The 3868-nt window shown below is 60.4% G+C and carries 4 protein-coding genes; all 4 read left to right on the top strand.

Annotation, left to right across the window (positions count from 1 at the left end; genetic code table 11):
• Window positions 1-632 (top strand): helix-turn-helix domain-containing protein (locus ACIOVB_RS25210; protein ID WP_401272010.1); only part of this gene is annotated, 632 nt, incomplete at its 5' end.
• 109 nt (window positions 633-741) lie between these two features.
• Entirely contained in the window at window positions 742-1953 is a 1212-nt protein-coding gene (locus ACIOVB_RS25205) for a sensor histidine kinase (protein WP_401272009.1), read from the top strand.
• Between the two features lie 5 nt (window positions 1954-1958).
• Complete coding sequence (locus ACIOVB_RS25200; protein WP_401272008.1) at window positions 1959-3350, top strand: sigma-54-dependent transcriptional regulator; 1392 nt, start codon at window positions 1959-1961, stop codon at window positions 3348-3350.
• Window positions 3351-3477: 127 nt separating this feature from the next.
• A complete protein-coding gene (gene fliE, locus ACIOVB_RS25195) occupies window positions 3478-3807 on the top strand; it encodes a flagellar hook-basal body complex protein FliE (protein ID WP_401272007.1) in 330 nt (109 codons plus the stop codon).
• Window positions 3808-3868 lie beyond the last annotated feature (61 nt).

Here is a 3868-nt window from a genome sequence, read left to right as displayed (position 1 = left end):
TCATCGCCGCTCCCCACAAGAACCTCGAAAGCATGATCGAGATCGGCACCTTCCGCGAAGACCTCTACTATCGCCTGAACGTGTTCCCGATCGAGATGGCGCCGCTGCGTGAGCGCGTCGAAGACATCCCGCTGCTGATGAACGAACTGATCTCGCGCATGGAGCACGAAAAGCGCGGTTCGATCCGTTTCAACTCGGCGGCAATCATGTCGCTGTGCCGTCACGGCTGGCCGGGCAACGTCCGCGAGCTGGCCAACCTGGTGGAGCGCATGGCGATCATGCATCCGTACGGGGTGATCGGCGTGGTCGAGCTACCGAAGAAATTCCGCTACGTCGACGATGAAGACGAGCAGTTGGTCGACAGCCTGCGCAGTGATCTGGAAGAGCGCGTGGCAATCAACGGCCATACGCCGGACTTCACCGCCAACGCCATGCTTCCGCCTGAAGGCCTGGATCTGAAGGACTACCTCGGTGGTCTGGAACAGGGCCTGATTCAGCAGGCGCTGGACGATGCCAATGGCATCGTGGCGCGTGCGGCCGAGCGCTTGCGCATTCGTCGTACCACGCTGGTGGAGAAGATGCGCAAGTACGGCATGAGCCGGCGTGATGGTGATGAACAGGCGGATGATTGACGCCTGTTTTTCAACCTCTTCATTTATAAGCAGTTTTTTTTAGGCACGGGTATTGCTACATCCCTCGCAACGTTCCGTTTAACTGACGGTCAGCCAGCGAGAGAGCACAATGCCCCAAGTCGCCCAGATGTCTTCTGCCTCCAGTCCCGAGGGGCAGCCGTCCTCCGTAGAGCAGGTCAGCCGACAGGGTCTTGAGCAGGCATTCGCGCTGTTCAGCCAGATGTCCAGTCAGTTGACTGACTCCTATAGCATGCTTGAAGCGCGGGTGACTGAGCTCAAGGGTGAGCTGGCGGTGGTCAGTGCTCAGCGCATGCAGGAACTGGCGGAAAAAGAGCGTCTGGCCAACCGTCTGCAAAACCTCCTTGATCTGTTGCCCGGTGGCGTCATCGTGATCGATGGTCACGGCATTGTGGTCGAAGCCAACCCGGCGGCCATCGAATTGCTCGGTTTGCCACTGGAGGGCGAGCTGTGGCGCCATGTCATCGCGCGCTGCTTCGCCCCGCGTGAAGACGACGGTCACGAAATCTCTCTGAAGAACGGTCGGCGTCTGTCGATTGCCACCCGCTCGCTGGATGCCGAGCCGGGGCAATTGGTGCTGCTCAACGACCTGACCGAAACCCGTCATCTACAGGATCAACTGGCGCGCCACGAACGCTTGTCTTCGTTGGGGCGGATGGTCGCCTCGCTGGCTCATCAGATCCGCACCCCGTTATCCGCCGCGTTGCTCTACGCCAGCCATTTGACTGAGCAGGAGCTGCCCGTCGCCACTCAGCAGCGGTTCGCTGGCCGCCTCAAGGAACGCCTGCATGAGTTGGAGCATCAGGTGCGCGACATGCTGGTTTTTGCCCGCGGTGAATTGCCACTGACCGACCGCCTCACGCCTAACGCCTTGATGCAGTCGCTGCAAGCGGCCGCATTGACCCATGTGCAGGATTTGCCCATCCGCTGGCAGTGCGACAGCCATGTCGGCGAGTTGCTGTGCAATCGTGACACGCTGGTCGGCGCTCTTTTGAACCTGATCGAAAACGCCATTCAGGCCAGCGCCGGCGATGTGCGCTTGAAAGTGCATTGCTACACCCGCGACAACACCCTGCGGCTGTGTGTCAGCGATACCGGTAGCGGGATTGAGCCGGCGGTGCTGGCGCGACTCGGCGAGCCATTTTTCACCACTAAAGTCACTGGCACGGGCCTGGGCCTGACCGTGGTCAAGGCTGTCGCCCGTGCGCATCAGGGAGAATTGCAGCTGCGTTCGCGAGTCGGGCGCGGTACGTGCGCGCAGGTGATCCTGCCGCTGTTTTCCGCTGCACAGGGAGCAGAGTGAAAGACATGGGCATCAAGGTTTTGCTGGTCGAGGATGACCGTTCGTTGCGCGAAGCGCTGGCCGATACGCTGCTGTTGGCGGGCCACGATTATCACGCGGTCGGCAGCGCTGAAGAGGCGTTGACGGCGGTGGCGCGCGAAGCGTTCAGTCTGGTGGTCAGCGACGTCAACATGCCTGGCATGGATGGGCATCAATTGCTTGCGCTGCTGCGTGCCCGGCAGCCGCAGTTGCCAGTGTTGCTGATGACTGCGCATGGCGCCGTCGAGCGAGCCGTCGATGCGATGCGCCAGGGAGCCGCGGACTATCTGGTCAAACCGTTCGAACCCAAGGCGCTGCTCGATCTGGTGTCTCGACATGCTCTCGGCAGTCTTGGTGCCAGTGACGCCGAAGGCCCGATTGCGGTCGAGCCGGCCAGTGCTCAATTGCTTGAGCTGGCGGCGCGGGTCGCACGCAGTGATTCCACCGTGCTGATCTCGGGCGAGTCCGGTACCGGCAAAGAAGTGCTGGCGCGCTACATCCACCAGCAATCCCATCGTGCCAGTCAGCCGTTTATCGCGATCAACTGTGCCGCGATCCCTGACAACATGCTCGAGGCGACGCTGTTCGGCCACGAAAAGGGCTCGTTCACTGGCGCCATCGCGGCGCAGGCCGGCAAGTTCGAACAGGCCGACGGCGGCACCATCCTGCTCGACGAAATTTCTGAAATGCCCCTTGGTCTGCAAGCCAAACTGCTGCGTGTGCTGCAGGAGCGCGAAGTCGAGCGGGTCGGCGCGCGCAAGCCGATCACCCTGGATATCCGTGTGGTCGCGACCACCAACCGCGATCTCGCCGGCGAAGTGGCAGCGGGTCGCTTCCGTGAAGATCTTTTCTACCGTCTGTCAGTTTTCCCGCTGGCGTGGCGTCCACTTCGCGAGCGTACTGCCGATATCTTGCCGCTGGCTGAGCGGTTGCTGGCCAAACACGTCAATAAAATGAAGCATGCCGCGGCGAAACTCTCGCCTGAGGCGCAGGCGTGCCTGATCGGTTATCCATGGCCGGGCAATGTGCGTGAACTGGATAACGCGATTCAGCGTGCGCTGATTTTGCAGCAGGGCGGCTTGATCCAGCCGCAGGATTTCTGTCTGGCGGGCTACGTGACGTTCGCTGCATTACCAGTCAAGTCGCCGACGCCTGCGGTGAATCGTGAGGTCGAAATCGACGCTGATTCGGCGGGCGCATTGGGCGACGACCTGCGCCGCCGGGAGTTTCAGATGATCATCGACACCCTGCGCAGCGAGCGTGGCCGACGCAAGGAAGCGGCTGAAAAACTCGGAATCAGCCCGCGCACCCTGCGTTACAAACTGGCGCAAATGCGCGATGCGGGCATGGACGTCGAAGGCTATTTGTTCGCCACCTGATTGCCGGCGCAATGCTTGAAAACGCTTTTCTGAAAAGGCTGCCCATGAGCTGGCACCCTTGTTGCTAATACCTGTGTACCCGCCGAGTGAGTGTCAAAAAATTGCGGGCCGCCCAAGAGAGTAGACCATGAGCCAAGGTATTGAATTCAATCGGTTGATGATGGACATGAAGGCCATGCAAATGGATGCCATGTCTGCGCCGAAATCGACTGCCGCTGTCCCTGAACTGGCGGGCAGCAGCTTTTCCGACATGCTCGGTCAGGCGATCAATAAAGTCAGCGATACCCAGCAGGCGTCGGCTCAATTGGCCAATGCATTCGAAGTGGGCAAGAGCGGCGTCGATCTGACGGACGTGATGATTTCCTCACAGAAAGCCAGCGTGTCGTTTCAGGCTCTGACCCAGGTGCGCAACAAACTGGTTCAGGCTTATCAAGACATCATGCAGATGCCGGTATAAGGACGAGATTGAGTCATGGCAGAAGCAGTCGCCGATAACGTTCCGGCCAAGGCCACCCCGA

The organism is Pseudomonas sp. NPDC087639 (assembly GCF_044743385.1).
In the GTDB taxonomy this organism is placed as follows: domain Bacteria; phylum Pseudomonadota; class Gammaproteobacteria; order Pseudomonadales; family Pseudomonadaceae; genus Aquipseudomonas.
Note: the sequence above shows the minus strand (reverse complement) of the source record. Positions and strands in the feature narration are given on the sequence as shown.

What these genes read in the sequence shown, in the direction of transcription:
- ACIOVB_RS25205 (WP_401272009.1), top strand. Translation starts at nt 742, where the DNA reads ATGCCCCAAGTCGCCCAGATGTCTTCTGCCTCCAGTCCCGAGGGGCAG.
- ACIOVB_RS25200 (WP_401272008.1), top strand. Translation starts at nt 1,959, where the DNA reads ATGGGCATCAAGGTTTTGCTGGTCGAGGATGACCGTTCGTTGCGCGAA.
- fliE (WP_401272007.1), top strand. Translation starts at nt 3,478, where the DNA reads ATGAGCCAAGGTATTGAATTCAATCGGTTGATGATGGACATGAAGGCC.